Origin of the sequence: Solimonas terrae, from assembly GCF_011067135.1 — a bacterium.
Classification (GTDB): Bacteria; Pseudomonadota; Gammaproteobacteria; order Nevskiales; family Nevskiaceae; genus Solimonas; species Solimonas terrae.
Map to the genome: position 1 here is coordinate 55,594 of NZ_JAAMOW010000007.1, position 16,654 is coordinate 72,247.

At 66.6% G+C, this 16,654-nt stretch carries 16 protein-coding genes; 11 read left to right on the forward strand and 5 right to left on the reverse strand.

From position 1 onward, the window contains the following. The first annotated feature begins 96 nt into the window (after nucleotides 1-96). The 6 genes from mdoH (at nucleotide 97) to G7Y85_RS13745 (ending at nucleotide 6,379) form a co-directional block, all read left to right on the forward strand. A complete protein-coding gene (gene mdoH, locus G7Y85_RS13720) occupies nucleotides 97-2,628 on the forward strand; it encodes a glucans biosynthesis glucosyltransferase MdoH (protein WP_366514974.1) in 2,532 nt (843 codons plus the stop codon). 104 nt (nucleotides 2,629-2,732) lie between these two features. Beyond that, complete coding sequence (locus G7Y85_RS13725; protein WP_166258109.1) at nucleotides 2,733-3,524, forward strand: GNAT family N-acetyltransferase; 792 nt, start codon at nucleotides 2,733-2,735, stop codon at nucleotides 3,522-3,524. Further along, on the forward strand, nucleotides 3,524-4,315 hold the full coding sequence (locus tag G7Y85_RS13730; RefSeq protein WP_166258112.1) for a lysophospholipid acyltransferase family protein: 792 nt from the start codon (nucleotides 3,524-3,526) through the stop codon (nucleotides 4,313-4,315). Before G7Y85_RS13725 ends, G7Y85_RS13730 begins: the two co-directional genes overlap by 1 nt. Nucleotides 4,316-4,381: 66 nt before the next feature. Further along, a complete protein-coding gene (gene lipA / locus G7Y85_RS13735; RefSeq protein WP_174839780.1) occupies nucleotides 4,382-5,383 on the forward strand; it encodes a lipoyl synthase in 1,002 nt (333 codons plus the stop codon). Next, nucleotides 5,383-5,880 (forward strand): hypothetical protein, encoded by a 498-nt coding sequence (locus G7Y85_RS13740; protein ID WP_166258115.1) that lies wholly within the window; start codon nucleotides 5,383-5,385, stop codon nucleotides 5,878-5,880. Before lipA ends, G7Y85_RS13740 begins: the two co-directional genes overlap by 1 nt. A 7-nt stretch (nucleotides 5,881-5,887) precedes the next feature. After that, entirely contained in the window at nucleotides 5,888-6,379 is a 492-nt protein-coding gene (locus G7Y85_RS13745; protein ID WP_166258118.1) for a hypothetical protein, read from the forward strand. Between the two features lie 24 nt (nucleotides 6,380-6,403). On the opposite strand, the gene mpl is transcribed toward G7Y85_RS13745, so the two are convergent. Together mpl and G7Y85_RS13755 are read right to left on the reverse strand one after the other, a co-directional pair. Further along, entirely contained in the window at nucleotides 6,404-7,744 is a 1,341-nt protein-coding gene (mpl, locus tag G7Y85_RS13750; RefSeq protein WP_166258121.1) for a UDP-N-acetylmuramate:L-alanyl-gamma-D-glutamyl-meso-diaminopimelate ligase, read from the reverse strand. A gap of 8 nt (nucleotides 7,745-7,752) precedes the next feature. After that, on the reverse strand, nucleotides 7,753-8,331 hold the full coding sequence (locus G7Y85_RS13755; RefSeq protein ID WP_166258124.1) for a hypothetical protein: 579 nt from the start codon (nucleotides 8,329-8,331) through the stop codon (nucleotides 7,753-7,755). A gap of 85 nt (nucleotides 8,332-8,416) precedes the next feature. Between G7Y85_RS13755 and rnd the strand changes: the two genes are divergently transcribed. Then, nucleotides 8,417-9,508 carry a ribonuclease D gene (gene rnd, locus G7Y85_RS13760; protein WP_166258127.1) on the forward strand — a complete coding sequence of 364 codons (1,092 nt, stop codon included), beginning with the start codon at nucleotides 8,417-8,419 and terminating at the stop codon, nucleotides 9,506-9,508. 61 nt (nucleotides 9,509-9,569) lie between these two features. Here the strand turns inward: rnd and G7Y85_RS13765 are convergent, their stop codons facing one another. After that, on the reverse strand, nucleotides 9,570-10,133 hold the full coding sequence (locus tag G7Y85_RS13765) for an adenylate kinase (protein ID WP_166258130.1): 564 nt from the start codon (nucleotides 10,131-10,133) through the stop codon (nucleotides 9,570-9,572). Nucleotides 10,134-10,331: 198 nt separating this feature from the next. On the opposite strand from G7Y85_RS13765, the gene ppa reads away from it, so the two are divergent. The 4 genes from ppa (at nucleotide 10,332) to G7Y85_RS13785 (ending at nucleotide 14,003) form a co-directional block, all read left to right on the forward strand. After that, a complete protein-coding gene (gene ppa / locus G7Y85_RS13770) occupies nucleotides 10,332-10,859 on the forward strand; it encodes an inorganic diphosphatase (protein ID WP_166258133.1) in 528 nt (175 codons plus the stop codon). Between the two features lie 141 nt (nucleotides 10,860-11,000). Continuing rightward, nucleotides 11,001-11,357 carry a DUF4870 family protein gene (locus G7Y85_RS13775; protein ID WP_166258136.1) on the forward strand — a complete coding sequence of 119 codons (357 nt, stop codon included), beginning with the start codon at nucleotides 11,001-11,003 and terminating at the stop codon, nucleotides 11,355-11,357. A gap of 167 nt (nucleotides 11,358-11,524) precedes the next feature. After that, a complete protein-coding gene (locus tag G7Y85_RS13780) occupies nucleotides 11,525-12,373 on the forward strand; it encodes a Crp/Fnr family transcriptional regulator (protein WP_166258139.1) in 849 nt (282 codons plus the stop codon). A gap of 67 nt (nucleotides 12,374-12,440) precedes the next feature. After that, the gene (locus tag G7Y85_RS13785; RefSeq protein ID WP_166258142.1) at nucleotides 12,441-14,003 is read left to right on the forward strand and encodes a carboxylesterase/lipase family protein; all 1,563 of its coding nucleotides are present in this window, start codon (nucleotides 12,441-12,443) and stop codon (nucleotides 14,001-14,003) included. A gap of 16 nt (nucleotides 14,004-14,019) precedes the next feature. On the opposite strand, the gene G7Y85_RS13790 is transcribed toward G7Y85_RS13785, so the two are convergent. After that, nucleotides 14,020-14,970 carry a carbohydrate kinase family protein gene (locus tag G7Y85_RS13790; RefSeq protein ID WP_166258145.1) on the reverse strand — a complete coding sequence of 317 codons (951 nt, stop codon included), beginning with the start codon at nucleotides 14,968-14,970 and terminating at the stop codon, nucleotides 14,020-14,022. A gap of 78 nt (nucleotides 14,971-15,048) precedes the next feature. Next, nucleotides 15,049-16,473, reverse strand: coding sequence for an MFS transporter (locus tag G7Y85_RS13795; protein ID WP_166258147.1), 1,425 nt, complete (start codon nucleotides 16,471-16,473; stop codon nucleotides 15,049-15,051). Nucleotides 16,474-16,654 lie beyond the last annotated feature (181 nt).

The following is a 16,654-nucleotide window of genomic DNA, read 5'->3' on the forward strand; positions in this document are numbered from 1 at the left end:
AGCGACCGTTTTTGTCCCTAAACTCGACGGCTGCGCCGCTTTCGGCAGCGACGTTCGGCCCGCGACGGGCCCGGCCACCACCGTTTCAGGGATATCGTGACTCAGCAGCCTTCGGCTCTCGCATCGCCGCTCCCGCGTCGTGTCGAGGAATATCTGCGGGAACTGCCGCCAGCCGCAGCGGCGCGCGTCTGGCCGCGCCTTGAAGCGCAGCTGCTCGCCGACCCGACGCGTTCGGTCGAGGCGCTGTTCGCCAGCGTTCACGAAACCCTCGCGGAACGCGAAGAAACCGACGCCGATCGCCGTACCCTGCAGTCGAGCCATACGCGACTGCGGCTCGCGCTGGGCAAAGCGCAGCCCGGCGATCCGGGGCTGGCGTCGGTGCTGCAACCGCCGGACGCGCTGGCACGCCTGGCGACGACGCCTGCCGTGGTCCGCGCCTCGATGACACCCGCCCCCTGGGATCACAATCCCGTACGGCGTCTGTGGCGCTGGCTGGGCCGGCGCGCGCAGGGCAACGGCGTCGCCCTCAAGCCGCGCGACGGCGAGCAGCCGCAGGCACCGCAGGGCAAGACCCTGGGCCCGGCGCGCATGCGCTGGCGCTGGGCCGGCACGACGCGCCGCCTGCTGCTGCTGAGCCTGATCCTCGCGCAGACCGTGGTCGCCACCTACCTGATGTCGGCGGTACTGCCGTACAAGGGCCGGCATCCGCTCGAACTGGCCAGCCTGACGCTGTACGCCGTGCTGTTCGCGTGGATTTCCGCCGGTTTCTGGACCGCGGTGTTCGGCTTCTTCGTGCTGCTGACGCGCCGCGACAAATATTCGATTTCGGCGACCGCAGCGGCCGACACGCCGCTGGCCGCGGGGCGCAACACGGCGATCCTCGTGCCGATCTGCAACGAGGACGTGCAGCGTGTTTTCGCCGGCCTGCGTGCTACCTATGATTCGGTGGCGCGCGCCGGCCTGCGCGATGCCTTCGATTTCTACGTGCTGTCCGACAGCGGCAAGGCCGACGCCCGCAGCGAGGAAGTCGCCGCCTGGCTGGACCTGTGCCGCGCCGTCGACGGTTTCGGACGCATCTTCTATCGGCGACGCGTACATCGCATCAAGCGCAAGTCCGGCAACATCGCCGACTGGTGCCGGCGCTGGGGCAGCAAGTACCAGCACATGGTCATCCTCGATGCCGACAGCGTGATGTCCGGCGAATGCCTGAAACGCCTGGTGCAGCTGATGGAGGCCAACCCGAACGCCGGCATCATCCAGACCGCACCCAAAGCCGCCGGACGCGAGACGCTGTACGCGCGCATCCAGCAGTTCGCGACGCGCGTCTACGGACCGCTGTTCACCGCCGGCCTGCACTTCTGGCAGCTCGGCGAGTCGCACTACTGGGGCCACAACGCGATCATTCGCGTCGCGCCGTTCATGCAGCATTGCGCGCTCGGCCGCCTGCCAGGCCGCGGCGGCCTGTCCGGCGAAATCCTGTCGCACGACTTCGTCGAGGCGGCGCTCATGCGGCGCGCCGGCTGGAGCGTATGGATCGCCTACGACCTGCCCGGCAGCTACGAGGAAATGCCGCCGACCCTGCTCGACGAGCTCAAGCGCGATCAGCGCTGGTGCCAGGGCAATCTGCAGAACTTCAAACTGTTCTTCACCAGCGGCCTGCACCCGGCGCATCGCGCCGTGTTCATGACCGGTGTGATGGCCTATCTGTCTGCGCCGCTGTGGTTCCTGTTTCTCGCACTGTCGACGGCCCTGCTGTTCGTCTTCATGAAGACCGAGCCGACCTATTTCACGCAGCCCTACCAGCTGTTTCCCAGCTGGCCGGAGTGGCATCCGGAATGGGCGGTCCGGCTGTTCGCCGGCACCATGACCCTGCTGTTCCTGCCCAAGCTGCTCGCGGCCGTGCTGCTGATGCTCCGCCATGAAACCGTGCGCCCGTACGGCGGTCGCCTGCGCCTGCTGGCCAGCCTGATCGTCGAGATGCTGTTTTCGGCGCTGCTCGCGCCGATCCGCATGCTGTTCCACACCCAGTACGTGGTGTCGGCGCTGCTCGGCATCGCCGTGGTCTGGAAATCGCCGCCGCGCGAAGACGCCGCGACGCCATGGAGTCAGGCCGCACTGCGACACGGCGGCGGCTCGCTGCTGGGCCTGGCCTGGCTGAGCCTGGTCTACTGGCTCAATCCGCATTTCCTGTGGTGGCTGCTGCCGGTGGCCGGCAGTCTGGTAATCGCGATCCCGCTGTCCGTGTGGAGTTCGCGCCGCTCGATCGGCGTCTGGGCCCGCGGCGCACGCCTGTTCCTGATTCCCGAAGAGTCGCTGACCCCGCGTGAACTGCGCTGGCTGAAGGCCGGGCTCAAGCGCGCGCCGGAATATCCGGACTTCCTGCGCGTCGCGCGCGAGCCGGCGGCCAACGCGCTGCTCAGTCTGGTCGGCCGTCGCCGCCAGTCCGCCAACGAGAAATCACAACGCAGCCTGCGCAATCTCGCCGACAGCGCCGCGCGCCGCGATCCCGCGACGCTGAAGGACAGCGAACGCAATCAGCTGCTGCTCGACGCCGTCGCCCTCACGCATCTGCATCGGCGCATCTGGACCACCAGCGACGCGCATCCCGGGTGGTTCAAAGACAACTGACGCAGGCGGGCCAGCCGCGCCTGCTGTCATGTGTTGGTCATTCCATCGTCACATCGCTTCAATGCCCGCTTCATAGAGTGCGCCCATCCGAAAAGGAGCGACGCATGTCGACACGCATTGATGGTGATTTGCCGCGACGCCCGCGGTTCGAGGTTCGCCTGGCCGAGACCAGCGCGGAAATCCGCGCGACGCAGCGTCTACGCTACGAAATCTTCGCCGGCGAGCTGGGCGCCGCGATCGACGGCGGCGACGCCGGCCTCGATCACGATCAGTACGATCCGTTCTGCCGGCATCTGATGGTCTGCGAGGCCGAGTCCGGCCGCATCGTCGCCTGCACCCGCATCCTCACCGGCGAACGCGCACCGGGCGCCGGGGGCTTCTACTCGGCCGACGAGTTCGATCTGGCAATGCTCGACAGCCTGCCGGGTCGCGTGATGGAAATCGGCCGCACCTGCGTCGCACCGGAATACCGCAGTGGCGCGGTGATCGCGACGCTGTGGCAGGGCATCGCCGCCTACATCGTCAACCATGGCTACGATTACCTGTTCGGATGCGCGTCGATCGATTTGCGTGACGGCGGCGCGAGCGCGCACGCGATCCTCGACCAGATCCGCAACCAGCACCTGGCCCCGCCGTCGCAGCGCGTACGGCCGTACATCCCGCTGCCGGCCGCCGACCGCCGCGCGACGGAGAAAACCCGCATGCCGCCGTTGCTGAAGGCCTACCTGAGCCTTGGCGCGAAAGCCTGCGGCGAGGCGTACTGGGACCGCGACTTCAACTGCGCCGACGTGTTCATGCTGCTCGACGTGCGCGATCTGAATCCGCGCTATGCCCGCCACTTCCTCGGCCAGTCGGCCGGCGCCGTGGCAACGTCGACCGAGACCGGCGCACTCTGATGCCGGCGCGCGTGTTCGCGGTGACGCGCGCCGTGTTGCGCGGCGCGCTGGTGATCGTGCATCTGGTGATCGGCCTGCTGATGGCAGTGGCGGCCGGCCTCGATTTCTTCGAATGGCTGGATCGCGCGCGGCTCGCCGGCTGGTGGCATCGCGTGCTGCTGCGCATCCTCGGCGTCCACGTCCGGCGTCACGGACAGCCGACCACGGCCGCGCATCTGAGCGTCGCCAACCACATCTCCTGGCTCGACATCCCGGTCATCAACGCCAGCGAGCCGGTACGGTTCGTCGCCAAATCCGAAATCCGCAACTGGCCGCTGGCCGGCTGGCTGGCAACCGCGGCCGGCAGTTTCTACCTGCGCCGCGGCAAGGGTGACTCGCCGCGACTGCTGGATCGCCTGTCGGTCTATCTGCGCAACGGTGGCAGCGTTGCACTGTTTCCGGAAGGCACGACCACCGACGGCAGCGGCATGCTGCGGTTCCATGCCCGCATGTTCGCGCCGGCGATCGAAGCCCGCTGCGCGGTGCAGCCCATCGCGCTGCGTTACGACGGCGTCGATGGTCGCGCCATTGCTCCGTTCATCGGCGACGATGATCTGCTGCATCATGTCCTGCGCGTGCTGATGGTGGCGCGGCTCGACGTCGAGGTGACGTACTGCGCGCCGATCGAGGCGAACGGCCGCGAGCGCACTGATCTCGCAAACGCCGCACAGGCCGGCATCGAGCAGGCACTCGGCCTGCAGCCGAATCCCGTCGCCGCGAGCACGGCACCTCCGATCGCCGCGGCCGCCTGAGGAATTGCCGCGCTCGGCCGACTGCACGCTCCGGCGTACAATGCGGGCCTGTCCAGCGGAGCTGCAATGAGCACAGTCCCCCCCAATCCCGCGGCGCCGGGCCGAGGCGCTGCCGTCAAGCCGGTCGTGCAGGGTGAAAAACTGCGCGGCGCGGAAAAGATGGCGCGCATCCCGATCAAGATCGAAGCGACCACGACACCGCTGCGCAAGCCGAGCTGGATTCGCGCCAAGAGCCAGGGCACGCCGGAAGTCGCGCGCATCAAGGAAATCCTGCGCACCGCCAAGCTGCACACGGTCTGCGAGGAAGCGGCCTGCCCGAATCTCGGCGAGTGCTTCGGCAAGGGCACCGCCACCTTCATGATCATGGGTGACATCTGCACGCGACGCTGCCCGTTCTGCGATGTCGCGCACGGCCGGCCGAACGCACTCGACGCCGACGAACCGCGGCATCTCGCCGAAACGATCCGCGACATGGGCCTGCGCTATGTCGTCATCACCAGCGTCGATCGCGACGATCTCGCCGACGGCGGTGCCGCGCACTTCGCCGCCTGCATCCAGCAGTCGCGCGCGCTGTCGCCGCAACTCACGATCGAAGTGCTGGTACCGGATTTCCGTGGCCGGATGGACCCGGCGCTGGCAATCTTCAAGGACCATCCGCCGGACGTCTTCAATCACAATCTCGAAACGATCCCGCGCCTCTACAAGCAGGCGCGCCCGGGTTCCGACTACGACTGGTCGCTGGATCTGCTGGAACGTTTCAAGCTGCTGCATCCGGACGTGCCGACCAAGTCCGGCCTGATGCTCGGTCTCGGCGAGGAGATCGAGGAGATCGAACAGGTGATGCGCGATCTGCGCGCGCACCAGGTCGACATGCTGACGCTCGGCCAGTACCTGCAGCCGTCGAAGAACCATCTGCCGGTTGCGCGCTACGTGACGCCCGAGGAATTCGATCGCCTGCGTGTGCTCGGTGAACAGATGGGCTTCTCGCACGTCGCCAGCGGGCCGATGGTGCGTTCCAGCTATCACGCCGATCTGCAGGCCGAACAGGTTCTGCACGGCAAGGGATGATGATGCGCGCAATACTGATCGGAGCCGCCCTGGGACTGGCCTGCCTGACACCGGCCTGGGCCGACAGCCTGGCTTCGTGTGCGGCGATCGACGCCGACAGCGCCCGCCTGGCCTGCTACGACGTGCTCGCTGGCCGCAGCTCGGCGAGCGTCGACACCTCGTCGTCGGCAGCGCCCCCCTCGGCACCGGCGCCGCCGGCACCGGCCGTCACTGCTGCCGCTCCGCACCCCGCAGCCGCGCCGCCACCACCGGCGACCGCCGGTGTGGCAGAGCCGGACGTCATCCACGCGCATATCGTCGGCAAGTTCGACGGCTGGAACGAGCACACGCGGTTCACGCTCGACAACGGCCAGGTCTGGCGTGTCACGGAAGATGGTGTCAGCACCTATCGCGCCCGCGAAAATCCGGCCGTCAAGATCAAGAAAGGCCTGCTCGGCACATACTTCCTCGAGTTCGACGAGCTCAATGCGCGCGTCAAGGTCGAGCGTGTCCAGTAGCGGCGGCATGATGACCGCGCGCGGCGCCGGCCTGCTCGCGGCCGCATTGCTGCTGGCACCCGGCCTTGCGGCACATGCGGCCGATCCGGCGGCCTGCACCAGGCTGTCCGATGCTGCCGCACGCTTGAACTGCTACGACGCGGCGTTCGGCCGTGGCACGGATCAGGACGGCGCACCGGCAGCCGTGCCGTCGGCGCCCGCACGGAGCAGCCCGCCTGCACCAGCGGAGTTCGGCGCGGAACAGTTGCCTGCACCGGCCGACAAGCCGCCGGAAGTGCGTGCCATCAAGGTCCATATCCGCGGCAACTTCGAAGGCTGGGAGCCGAAAACCCGCTTCGAACTCGACAACGGTCAGGTCTGGGAAGTCGTCGACGACAAGAGCGTCTACTGCAAGCCGACGCTGAATCCCGAGGTGAGCATCGAGAAAGGTGTGTTCGGCAGTTACTTCCTGCGCGTCGAAGGCCTCAACGCGCGCGCCGGAATCAGGCGTATCAAATAGCATCGCGCGGATCGGCCGCCGCGCTCAGGCCTGCAGGGTGTCCAGCAGGCGTCGGTGAATACCGCCGAAATCACCATTCGACATCACCAGCACGCGATCGCCGTCGCGCGCTTCGGCGGCGATCGCCGCCAGCAGCGCGTCGAAGTCGGCCTGCACGCGAAGGCGCGTGCCGACCCCGGCCAGCGCCGCTGACGCATTCCACTTCAGATCGGGCCGCGCGTAGACGAAGCACAGATCGGCGTCACGCAAACTGTCTGCCAGTTCGTCGGCGTGGGTGCCCAGACGCATCGTGTTCGAGCGCGGTTCGAGCACCGCCAGGATGCGGCCGGGACCGGCCCGGCGCAGCGCGTCGACCGTGGTCGCGATCGCGGTCGGATGGTGGGCGAAATCGTCGTAGACCGTCACGCCGCGTGCTTCGCCGATCCGTTCCAGGCGTCGCTTGACGCTGCGAAAATCCGCGAGCCCAGCGATCAGCTTCGCCACCGGCACGCCGACATGATGCGCGGCCGCGAACGCGGCCAGTGTGTTCGACATGTTGTGGCGACCGGCCAGCGGCGAACGCACCCTGCCCTGCGACTCCGCACCGATCTTCAGCTCGTAGTCCTGCGGCTCGCCGAGCGCGTGCCAGCCCGACGCGTCGTCGAACGTCACCCTTTCGCTCCAGCAACCCTGTTCCAGCACGCGCGCGAGATTGGCATCGCCGCCGTTGACGACGATGCGGCCGCGGCCGGGCACGGTGCGCACGAGGTGATGGAACTGACGTTCGATCGCCGCGAGGTCCGGAAAGATGTCGGCGTGATCGAATTCAAGGTTGTTGAGGATCGCCGTGCGCGGCCGGTAGTGCACGAACTTGCTGCGCTTGTCGAAGAACGCCGTGTCGTATTCGTCGGCCTCGATCACGAAATACTTCGACGCACCGAGCCGCGCCGAGATGCCGAAATTCTGCGGCACGCCACCGACCAGAAAGCCCGGTTCGAGACCGGCATGGTCGAGCAGCCAGGCCAGCAAGGCCGAGGTCGTGGTCTTGCCGTGCGTGCCGGCAACCGCCAGCACATGGCGATCACGCAGTACGTGTTCGGCCAGCCACTGCGGGCCCGAGGTGTAGGGCAAGCCTTCATTGAGCACGTGCTCGATCGCCGCGTTGCCGCGCGTCACGACATTGCCGACCACCACCATGTCCGGTGCCGGCGTCAGCTGCGCAGGCTCGTAGCCCTGCATGACGGTGATGCCGAGCGCTTCGAGCTGCGTCGACATCGGCGGCCAGGCATTGGCGTCGGAACCGGTGACCGTGTGCCCGGCCTCGCGCGCGATCGCCGCGATGCCGGCCATGAAGGTGCCGCAGATGCCGAGGATGTGGATGCGCATGGTCCGTCTCAGGCCGCGCCGCCGAACATCAGGCCGGCGAACGAGCCGGCGAACGCGACGAAGAACAGCAGCGCAACCGCGATCACCAGCGAGATCAGCAGGCCCAGCGCGGTCGAGACATTGGCGGCGTGCCGGAAGATCGCGGCGGTGACCGCGAAACTCCAGACGTTGAGCGCGTTCATGACGAAGCCGATGCCCTGCGGCAGCTTGAACTGCTCGGGATGCTCGAGCAGCTCCGGATTGCTGGCCAGCTCGCGCAGCGTCGGTGCGACCTGCGCGAAGAACGGCACGAGCAGAAAGGTCAGCGCGGCATTGGTGGCGAGCAGCGCGGCAAAAGTCTGGTGGAAACGCGCCTCGAGTTGCCGGGTCCGCAACACGCCGCGTGTCGCCAGTGCCAGACCGCCGACCATCGCCAGCGCCATCACCAGCGCCGCACCGATCGGCAGCACCTGCACGAACATCAAGCCGTTGGCAACCGCAGCCGTCACCACCAGCGGCGCCGTCAGCCGCGGATCGTACGGAAAGTCCTGCGGTCCGGCGCGAAAGAACAGAATGCGCAGCGTGGCAGTGATGAGCGTGGCGAACATGGGTGGCCGGCAAGTGACGAAGGCCGATATTCTAGTGGCCCGCCACGCGCGGTGCGGCACGCCCGCCCGCGACGAACAGAACCCCATGACCACGTTGATCCAGAACGCCGACACCCTCGCGCCCCATCTCGAACGCTGGGCGCAGCGCCCGTGGCTGACGATCGACACCGAATTCGTCCGCATCGACACCTATTACCCGAAGCTGTGCCTGATCCAGATCGGCGACGGCGAGCAGGCGGTCTGCGTCGATACCCTAGCGTTCGACGATCTGGACCCTTTGCTCGATGTGCTGTACGCACCGAACTCGATCAAGGTATTTCACGCTGCCGCACAGGATCTCGAAATTCTCGTGCGCCTGCGCGGCAGCTGTCCGCAGCCGCTGTTCGACACGCAGATCGCCGCCACGCTGCTCGGCATCGGCGATCAGATCGGCTACGCCGGTCTGATCGACAAGCGGCTCGGCATCACGCTCGACAAGAGCCTGTCGCGTACCGACTGGGCGCGCCGTCCGCTGCGGGAAGCCGAGCTCGCGTATGCCGCCGCCGATGTCTCGCATCTGGCGACGATCTTCGTCTCGCTGCAGGACGAACTCGCCGCCTGCGGCCGACTCGCCTGGCTCGCCGAGGATTGCGCGCGTCTCGCCGACGCCTCCGCCTACGTCACGCAGCCGGCCGACGCCTGGCAACGTCTGCGCGGTCTGGCGCGCATGGACGCGCGCGCGCAGACCGTCGCCGGCGCGCTCGCCGCCTGGCGCGAGACCGAGGCGCAGGCGCGCAACCGGCCGCGCAAGTGGATCATCGAGGACGATGCGATCTACCGCATGGCCGAACGCCTGCCGGACTCGATGGCGCAACTGGAGGCGCTGGGCGCGCTGCCGCCGAAAACCCTGGAACGACTCGGCGAGACACTGCTCGCCGTGATCGCCGATGCACGGGAGCTCGCGCCGCGCAAGCTGCTCAGCGACGACGAGCTCACGGGTGAGCAGAAGCAGCGTTTGCGCGAGCTGCAGAATTTCGTGCAGACCCGTGCCGGCGAACTGCAACTGCCAGCGGGCTATCTGGCGCCGCGCGCCGACCTGGTGGAAGTGCTGCGCCGCGCGCGCGCGGCCTCGGTGGCGGCGCTGAGCGGCTGGCGACTGCAGGTCTGCGGCGAGGACCTGCTGGCGCGCTTTTTCTGACAGCGGGCCGCAGACATGAAAAAGCCCGCTGCTGCGGGCTTTTTCATGTCGAAAACCGTTTCTATTTCAGCACGCCGACGATGCGCGCAAAGATTTCGTCGAGCCCGCCGACGCCCGGCACCGTCACCAGCTTGTGCTGGCCTTCGTAGTAGTCGAGCAACGGATGGGTCTCAGCGTTGTAGACGCTGATGCGATGCCGGATCACGTCTTCCTTGTCGTCGGCGCGGCCTTCCTTGTGGGCACGCTCGAGCAGGCGCTTGATGATCTCTTCGTCGGTGACGGCCAGGTGCACGGCCTTGTCGACCGACGGCTGGCCCAAGCGCAGCAGCATCGCATCGAGCACTTCGGCCTGCGCGGTGTTGCGCGGAAAGCCGTCGAGAATGAAACCCTTTCTGGCGTCCGGCTGGCCGAGACGTTCCTCGACGATGCCGATCACGATTTCGTTGGCGACCAGCTGGCCGGCGTCCATCGTCGCCTTGGCTTTCTTGCCGAGTTCGGTGCCGGCGGCCACCGCGGCGCGCAGCGCATCGCCGGTGGAAATCTTCGGAATGCCGAAGTGCGCGACCAGCTTTTCGCCTTGCGTGCCCTTGCCAGAGCCGGGGGCGCCCAGCAATACGATTCTCATCTTTGGAGTGACCCTTGCATACGTCAAACGCGCAACGCCAGCCGGTCGGCGGGGCGCGGGGCCCGCAAAAGTAACCGCTGGGTTTCAGGGCGTCAAACCCTTGCAATTGCCTTCGAAGTGCATTTGTTAGAATCGCCGTCCCGAATTGCCGGGCCACGGCTCGAATTCGAAATCGCCATCAGATCAAGGAACGCGAACATGGGTTTTGAAACACTGGGTCCGGGCAGCAAGGCGCCGGAAGAGTTCTACGTCGTCATCGAGATTCCGGCCTATGGCCCGCCGGTCAAGTACGAAGTCGACAAGGAAACGGGCCTGCTGATGGTCGATCGCTTCATGAATGTGGCGATGAGCTACCCGGCCAACTACGGCTACGTGCCGAAAACGCTGTCCGGCGACGGCGATCCGGTCGACGTGCTGGTCGTCACCCCGCATCCGGTGGTCGCCGGCTCGGTCATCAAGTGCCGTGCGGTGGCCGTGCTCGACACCACCGACGAAAAGGGGACCGACGCCAAGCTGCTCGCCGTGCCGGTCGACAAGGTTTCGAACCACGCTTACGACAATCTGCGTGATCTGGCCGACGTGCCGGAACGCGTCAAGAACGAAATCGAACACTTCTACAGCAGCTACAAGGCGCTGGAAAAAGGCAAGTGGGTCAAGCTCTCCGGCTGGCGCGATGCCGCCGCTGCGCGTGAGGAAATCAGCAACGGCATGAAAGCCTACAAGTAAGCCGTTCGTGGACAAGGCGGCCGGCGCCGATGCGCCGGCCGCTTTTTTGTTGCCGCCACACAAACCGTTGACGCCCCCCGGTCGTCCTATGTCAAAGTCGCCTCGCGGCTTGGGGCCGACAATTGCGAGGGAGCGATAAACATGGACACCGATTCGATCATCAGCGAAGGCCAGTCTGCCAGCGAAGCCGAACGCACGACGCTACTGATTGCCTACGTCCTGCAGGCGGTTTCACCGTTCACCGCCTTCATGGCGTCGATCGTCAGCGTGGTGATCAGCTACATCAAGTCGGCCGAGACCCAGAACGAATTCATCCGCAGCCACCACCGCTACCTGATCCGCACGTTCTGGTGGACGCTGGGCCTGGGCTTCCTGTTCGGCCTGCTGTGCTGGATCCTGATCGGCGTCCCGCTACTCATCGGGCTCGGCATCTGGTGGGTCTACCGCATGGTGCGCGGCTTCATCGCCTACAGCGAGCGCCGTAGCATCGTCACCTGACGGCACAACGCGAAATTCGACCCGCAAAATCTGCGGGTTGATCATATGACCCTTCCTCGACGTGCCCGATGCCATGAGACGGCACCCTCCGCGTCGTCCGCTCGGTGGTTAGACTGCGCGACAGTTGCCAGAGAATGCTGCGAGACGGCGTCGAGGAGAACTCGGTCATGCGCACCCCGAACAAGATGGTGGACCCGCCGTTACCGGGAGCCGCCGGCGACACTCCCGGCGATAACCGAGCAGCCGCGCCGGTCGCACGCAATCTGATCGAAGGCTGGGGGTGGTTTGCCTACGTCCCGGCCGAAGCCAGGGATTGGCTGGCCGTACACACCAGTCTACGTTCCATCAAAAAGGGCAAAACCGTCTATATTTCCGGCGATCCTGCCACACATATCTACGGTGTAGTCAGCGGCGTTTTCCGGATTTTTCTGGCGACGCCCTCCGGCGACGAGATCACGCTGGAGGAGGTCGTCGCCGGCGGCTGGTTTCCACATTTCGCGCCGAATAAGCCGCCAAGCTACCTTGCAAATTGTGTCTGTCAGGACGACGCGAGCGTGATCTGCATCGACCAGCCGACTGTGGAGGAATTCTCGCAGCGCTGGCCCGCTTACTACCGGGGCCTGTATCACGAATACTTGAATCGCGCAGTGGTCATTGGTGGTCGCATCGAATTGCTGACCTTGCACAACCTCCGTGTCCGACTCGCGGTCTATCTGTTGCGCATGCTGCGCCTGCGTGGCCAGCGCGAACCCGGCGGCGCAGTCTGGCTAAGCCCGTTCGAGAGTCAGAGCGAAACGGGCGCGCGCGTCGGCGGTACACGCCAACGCGTCAACAGTGTCCTCAAGAGCTGGGCGCGTCGCGGCTACCTGGAACTGCACAAGGACGGCATCCGCGTTCTCGACATCGACGGCCTCGGCGCGGAAGCAAGGAAGACGGGTTTCGATCTGGCGACTTATCTGTCGGCCTGGCACGGTGGCTGGCAAGGCAAGGCCAGCAAGGACGAGTCGCACATTTGACAGCCCCGCCGATGGCAGCTGCCTAAGATGGCCGCCGGCCGATACGCGCCTGCACGACACCCCCGACATGACAACGGTCCGTATTGCGGCTGGCGAGATCCGCGGTCGCCATGAAAACGCGCTGCACAGCTTCAAGGGCATCCCCTACGCCGAACCGCTGTCGGGGCCTGCGCGCTGGCTGCCGCCGCAGCCACGCAAACCGTGGCAGGGAACACTGGACGCCGGCCGCTATGGCCCGCGCTGCATGCAATTCGGCCAGAAAGCGCCGGGCCCGTTCCTGCCCACCCGGCGCCGCTATTTCGAAGCCAGCGGCGGCCTGATCCGGACGCCCGAAGACGATGACTGCCTGCGGCTCAACGTCTGGACCCCGACGCTGGAGCGTGGCGCCCGCCTGCCGGTGATGGTCTACATCCACGGCGGCGGCTTCGTCGGCGGCGCCGCCGATGCGCTCTACGACGCGGCACCGTTCGCACACAAGGGCGTGGTTGCCGTCGTGCTGCAGTACCGGCTGGGTCCGCCCGGCTTCCTGCATGGCAGCGGCCTGTTCGATGGCGACTTGTGCGCCGACAATCGCGGCTTCCTCGATCAGCTCGCCGCGCTGCGCTGGGTGCAGGAGAACATCGAGGCCTTCGGCGGCGATCCCGGCAAGGTCACGATCTTCGGTGAATCGGCCGGGGCCTTCAGCGTCTATCCGCTGGTCGCCAGTCCACTCGGCAAAGGCCTGTTCCGTCGCGCGATCGCGATGGGCGGCATGGCCGAGACCTGCGCCCCGGCCGCCGACTATCACGCGCTGACGCGCGATGTCCTGCAGGACATCGGCGTGCAGGCGGGCAAGACGGAACAGCTGCTGGCGCTCGGCAAGCCGGCGCTGCAGCGCCTGCAGGACGCAGTCTCGAAACGGATTTTCGGCAGGCTTGCGTCGGACCGTTACGGCGTGATCAGCCACACCAGGGTGCCGTTTCTCGGCGCCGCGATCGGCGGCGACTTTCTGCCTGAGGCACCGCTGGCGGCGTATCGCCGCGGCACGTCCAACAAGGTCGATCTGATGCTCGGCACCTGTGGCGCGGACGGCCAGCTGTTCTCGCTGGCGCTGCCATTGCCGATGTCCTGGTCGGCACGTCTGTTCATGCGCCAGTTCAAGGGCCTGATGCCGGCCGGCGATCCGGCGCCGTTGATCCGCCATTATCGGCATGCAATGCCCGACGCCAGCCGCACTGCCGTCATCGAACAGGTCAACAACGACACCTTCTACCGGATGCCGACGATCGCCGCCGCCGAAGCGCATGCCGCCGGCAGAACCGGGCACACCTATCTCTACGAGCTCGAATATCAATCGGCGATTTCCGGCCTGCGCGCGATCCACGCCATTGATGTCGCGCTGCTGTTCGGCAGCGGGCCGACGCGCCATCTGATCCACGACGACGACGCGACGCGCCGACTTTCCGATCTGCTGCTGGACGCCTGGACCCGCTTCGCGCGGGACGGCGTTCCACGCGCCAGCGGCATGCCGGAATGGCCGGCCTTCGACAGCAACGGCCGCGCGACGATGGTCTTCGACCATCAACCGCGTCTCGAACACGACTACGGCGGCAGCCTGCGACAGTACTGGGCCACCGCGCGGCGCAGCTGAACCGCGCTTGCTTCGATTACGCGGCGCCCGATATCGCGCCGCCCGCTTCGCCACGCTGCAGCAGCGCTTCGACTTCGGCCAGCGACGGCGCGTGGGCGCCGGCGCGCATGCAGGCTGCCGCCGCCGTCGCGGCCGCGAAACGCAGTGCCTGCGCCGCGTCGCGCGACGGGTCGAACAGCAGACTGGAAACGAAACCGCCGATGCACGCATCGCCGGCGCCGACGGTGTCGGCCAGGTTCACCGCGAACGCCGGCTGTTCGATCACGCGATCGCCAACATGCAGGGCGACACCGCCCGCACCGCGCGTGAACAGGATCATCGCGTTCGCGGCAACCTCGCGAACACGCGCCAGGGCGGCGGCCGGCGACAGCCCCTTGTAGATCTGCGCCAGATCTTCGTCGCTGAGCTTGATGATGTCGGCAAGCCGCGCCATGCGTTCGAACGAGTCCGCGAAATCGGCGCCCATCAGATTGCGGTAGTTCGGGTCGTAGCTGATCTTCACGCCTTGCTGCTTCAAGTCGGCCGCAATGCGCATCAGACGTTCTGCCAGCGGTTGCCGAACCAGACTGATGCAGCCGAAGTGCGCGATGTCACAGGCTTGCTGCCAATCCGCGGGCAGCAGCGCCTCATCGAATGCCAGATCGGCCGTGTCATTGCCGAGAAAGAAATAGGCCGGCGGATCGAGCTGATGCACCATCGCGATCAACGGCGGCTTGCGTGCCCGCTGCAGGAAACGCGCATCGAGATGCGCGGCCTGCGACTTGACCGCGATCTCGTCACCGAAGAAATCCTCGCTGACGGCGCCGGCCCAGGCGGCCGCGATTCCCAGCGTGCCGGCGACCCGCGCCACGTTCCAGCACGCACCGCCGGCGACGCTGTGCCAGGCCTGCGAGTCGGTACGGACGAAATCGGTGAGGGCTTCGCCCAGCACAACGAAGCGTGGCAAGGACACGGGGACGGCGGACATCCGGATTCTCGAGGTCGAAATGAACGAGCGGCTTTATAGCATCGCCGGTCCCCGCATGCGCCCGCCACCAGGCGGCGATCAGCGCCGGCCGAGTTCGCGCAGGGCGCGCTCGTGTGACGCACGCGTGATCGGATAGAAGCTCAGGGCGACGATGGCAAGCACGCAGAAGAAGGTCACGACGATGACGCAGCTCCAGCCCAGGTGCGCGACGGCCAGCGGATCGATGGTCGCCGGATCGGCGTGGTCCGGGAAGCCGATCACGCTCAGGGCGAGACCGGAAAGGAACACGCCCATGCCGGACACCGCCTTGTTGATCATGATCAGCGCCGCGAACATCAGGCCCTCGGTGCGCTTTCCGGTCTTGAGCTCGAAGTGCTCGCCGACGTCGGCGACCATCGAGGTGGCCAGGATCATGGCAGCGAGGATGCACATCACCATCACCGCCGCCTGCAGCGACAGGATCGGAATCAGGTCCGGCATGCCGGCCGACATCACGCCGAGCAGGCCGAGCGTCACCGGCGCGGCGATCGACAGCAAGGCGACGCCGAACAGAACCATGGCGGTCTCCTTCTTGCCGAGCTTCTTCGACAGCTGCACGACCACCAGCGCCAGAATGACACCCCAGGCCATCGAACCCGAGATCGTCCCCAGCTGATCGGCATTCAGGCGCCAGAAGTAGGTGTTGATGTAGACGCCGAGGGTCGTCGCGAAACCGCCGCCGACCGCGAAGAAGAATGCGCAGAGCAGGACGCTGGAATAGGTGCGGTCCATGACGATCGCCTTGAGCTGCCCGCGGAAATCCGCGAGCGACGGCCGCTTTTCTTCCTGCTGGACGCGCAGCGACGGAATGCGGTGATGGGTACCCAGCGTCGAAATCAGGATGCTGAACAGCATCAAACCGCCGGCGGCCGCCGCATACAGGTGGTAACCCGCCGCGTTCAGCTGGCCGATCGGCTGCTCGGGCGTCGGTCGCAGAAACACCTTCAGCGCGACAACGGCCATGCCGACCGTGCCGATGGCGTAGAACAGGGAGCGGTAGGTCGACATGCTGGTGCGTTCGTCGTAGTCGCCGCTGAACTCGCTGATCAACGCCGTCGACGGAATCTCGTAGCAGGAGATCGCGACACGGACGATGATCGACATGACCAGCAGATACAGGAACTGCAGGTCGTGCCCGCCGGCCGGCGGCATCCACAGCAGCAGATAGGCAACCGACACCGGCACCGCGGACGCGTACATGAACGGATGGCGACGGCCCCAGCGCGTGCGCAGGTGATCGGAGTAATGCCCGATCAGCGGATCGCTCAGCGCATCGACGACCATGGTCAGCATGATCGCGGCGCCGACCCAGGCGGCCGGCAAGCCGATGACCTGGTTGTAGTACAGCATCAGCAAGGTGTTGAAACCCTGATCCTTGATGCCGAACGCCAGCGAGCCGAGGCCGTAGGCGAATTTGGTGTGGACCGGCAACTTCGGCGATGGCTCCCGCGAATTGCTGCTCATCGCGCTGCCGTCGCCGCGGGCGCTTCGCCGCCGCCGCGCCGCCGCACCGGGGAGTTGCGCATCGGACGCGCGCTCAGGCTACGGCTCGGTTTTCTCAAGCGTCTCGCTCCGGTGGCCCGGATCTGCGCCGTCTCGATCGCATCCTGCCGAGGGGCAGCGCGAACCGGCCCGGCGGTCGGGC

What these genes read in the sequence shown, in the direction of transcription:
- G7Y85_RS13725 (WP_166258109.1), top strand. Translation starts at nt 2,733, where the DNA reads ATGTCGACACGCATTGATGGTGATTTGCCGCGACGCCCGCGGTTCGAG.
- G7Y85_RS13730 (WP_166258112.1), top strand. Translation starts at nt 3,524, where the DNA reads ATGCCGGCGCGCGTGTTCGCGGTGACGCGCGCCGTGTTGCGCGGCGCG.
- lipA (WP_174839780.1), top strand. Translation starts at nt 4,382, where the DNA reads ATGAGCACAGTCCCCCCCAATCCCGCGGCGCCGGGCCGAGGCGCTGCC.
- G7Y85_RS13740 (WP_166258115.1), top strand. Translation starts at nt 5,383, where the DNA reads ATGATGCGCGCAATACTGATCGGAGCCGCCCTGGGACTGGCCTGCCTG.
- G7Y85_RS13745 (WP_166258118.1), top strand. Translation starts at nt 5,888, where the DNA reads ATGATGACCGCGCGCGGCGCCGGCCTGCTCGCGGCCGCATTGCTGCTG.
- mpl (WP_166258121.1), bottom strand. Translation starts at nt 7,744, where the DNA reads ATGCGCATCCACATCCTCGGCATCTGCGGCACCTTCATGGCCGGCATC.
- G7Y85_RS13755 (WP_166258124.1), bottom strand. Translation starts at nt 8,331, where the DNA reads ATGTTCGCCACGCTCATCACTGCCACGCTGCGCATTCTGTTCTTTCGC.
- rnd (WP_166258127.1), top strand. Translation starts at nt 8,417, where the DNA reads ATGACCACGTTGATCCAGAACGCCGACACCCTCGCGCCCCATCTCGAA.
- G7Y85_RS13765 (WP_166258130.1), bottom strand. Translation starts at nt 10,133, where the DNA reads ATGAGAATCGTATTGCTGGGCGCCCCCGGCTCTGGCAAGGGCACGCAA.
- ppa (WP_166258133.1), top strand. Translation starts at nt 10,332, where the DNA reads ATGGGTTTTGAAACACTGGGTCCGGGCAGCAAGGCGCCGGAAGAGTTC.
- G7Y85_RS13775 (WP_166258136.1), top strand. Translation starts at nt 11,001, where the DNA reads ATGGACACCGATTCGATCATCAGCGAAGGCCAGTCTGCCAGCGAAGCC.
- G7Y85_RS13780 (WP_166258139.1), top strand. Translation starts at nt 11,525, where the DNA reads ATGCGCACCCCGAACAAGATGGTGGACCCGCCGTTACCGGGAGCCGCC.
- G7Y85_RS13785 (WP_166258142.1), top strand. Translation starts at nt 12,441, where the DNA reads ATGACAACGGTCCGTATTGCGGCTGGCGAGATCCGCGGTCGCCATGAA.
- G7Y85_RS13790 (WP_166258145.1), bottom strand. Translation starts at nt 14,970, where the DNA reads ATGTCCGCCGTCCCCGTGTCCTTGCCACGCTTCGTTGTGCTGGGCGAA.
- G7Y85_RS13795 (WP_166258147.1), bottom strand. Translation starts at nt 16,473, where the DNA reads ATGAGCAGCAATTCGCGGGAGCCATCGCCGAAGTTGCCGGTCCACACC.